Origin of the sequence: Modestobacter caceresii (genome assembly GCF_000761485.1) — a bacterium.
Taxonomy (GTDB): domain Bacteria; phylum Actinomycetota; class Actinomycetes; order Mycobacteriales; family Geodermatophilaceae; genus Modestobacter; species Modestobacter caceresii.
Map to the genome: position 1 here is coordinate 1 of NZ_JPMX01000051.1, position 1,268 is coordinate 1,268.

The 1,268-nt window shown below is 69.1% G+C and carries 2 protein-coding genes; both read left to right on the forward strand.

The features are described 5' to 3' along the window. The first annotated feature begins 65 nt into the window (after nucleotides 1–65). Nucleotides 66–356 (forward strand): transposase, encoded by a 291-nt coding sequence (locus IN07_RS11940; protein ID WP_036336082.1) that lies wholly within the window; start codon nucleotides 66–68, stop codon nucleotides 354–356. 8 nt (nucleotides 357–364) lie between these two features. After that, a complete protein-coding gene (locus IN07_RS11945; protein WP_269429962.1) occupies nucleotides 365–1,228 on the forward strand; it encodes an IS3 family transposase in 864 nt (287 codons plus the stop codon). Nucleotides 1,229–1,268 lie beyond the last annotated feature (40 nt).

Genomic DNA, 1,268 nt, shown 5'->3' on the forward strand with positions numbered 1-1,268 from the left:
GGAGCCTGACCCGGTTTCCCGGACACCTGACCTGAGGCGAGAATCGCCTGGGAGAGGAGTCCTGGATGCCTGCAGCCAAGCCGCCGGAGTTTCGTCGCCGTGCCGTCGAGCTGGCCCGGCAGCGCGAGAAGCCGATCGCTGAGATCGCCCACGACCTGGGGATCGCAGAGTCGTGCCTGCGCCGCTGGATGAAGCTCGATGATGTCGACGCCGGCCGGTCAGACGGCACGACCAGCGACGAGCGGGCCGAGCTGGTGCGGCTGCGCCGGGAACTGCGGGTCGCGAAGATGGAGATCGAGATCCTCAAGCGGGCCAGCGCCTACTTCGCCCGTGAGGTGCTGCCGGACCCAAAATAGGGTTCCGGCTGGTTCGTGAGCTCGCCGCCGGGGGCTTCCCCGTGGCGGTGACCTGCCGGGTCCTGCGGGTCTCCCGCTCAGGCTTCTACGAGTGGAACGGCCGCCCACCCTCACTCCGGGCGGTCGCCGACGCGTCGCTGACCAGCACCATCACCCAGGTGCACGCCGGGTCCCGGGCCACTTACGGCGCACCGCGGGTGCACGCCGAACTGCGCCTGGGACTCGGGCTGGCGTGCGGGCGCAAGCGGGTTGCCCGGCTGATGCGCACCGCCGGGTTGGTCGGGGTCTGCCACCGGCGCAAACACCGACGGTCTGGCCCGCTGCCGGCTCCGCACGAGGATCTGGTGCAGCGCCGGTTCGCCGCTGACGCACCGGACCGGCTGTGGGCCACCGACGTCACCGAGCACCCCACGGCCGAGGGGAAGGTCTACTGCGCCGCCGTGCTGGATGTGTTCAGCCGGACCATCGTCGGCTGGTCCATCGCCGACCACATGCGCTCTGAGCTGGTCGTCGACGCTCTGGAGATGGCCCGTTGGCGCCGCCGGCCAGCACCTGGCGCGATCGTGCACAGCGACCGCGGATCGCAATACACGAGTTGGATCTTCGGGCACCGGCTGCGCTCGGCGGGGTTGCTCGGGTCGATGGGTCGGGTCGCCTCCAGCGTGGACAACACCATGATGGAGAGCTTCTGGTCGACCATGCAGCGCGAACTCTTGGACCGCCGCCAGTGGTCGACCCGAGCCGAACTGGGGTCGGCGATCTTCGAATGGATCGAAGGCTTCTACAACCCTCGCCGACGCCACTCCGGCCTGGGCTACCGCAGTCCCACAGAGTTCGAAGCACTTCACACCGCCGCACTCACCGCGGCATGATCAACGAACCGAACGTGTCCGGAAAACCGGGTCAAGCTCC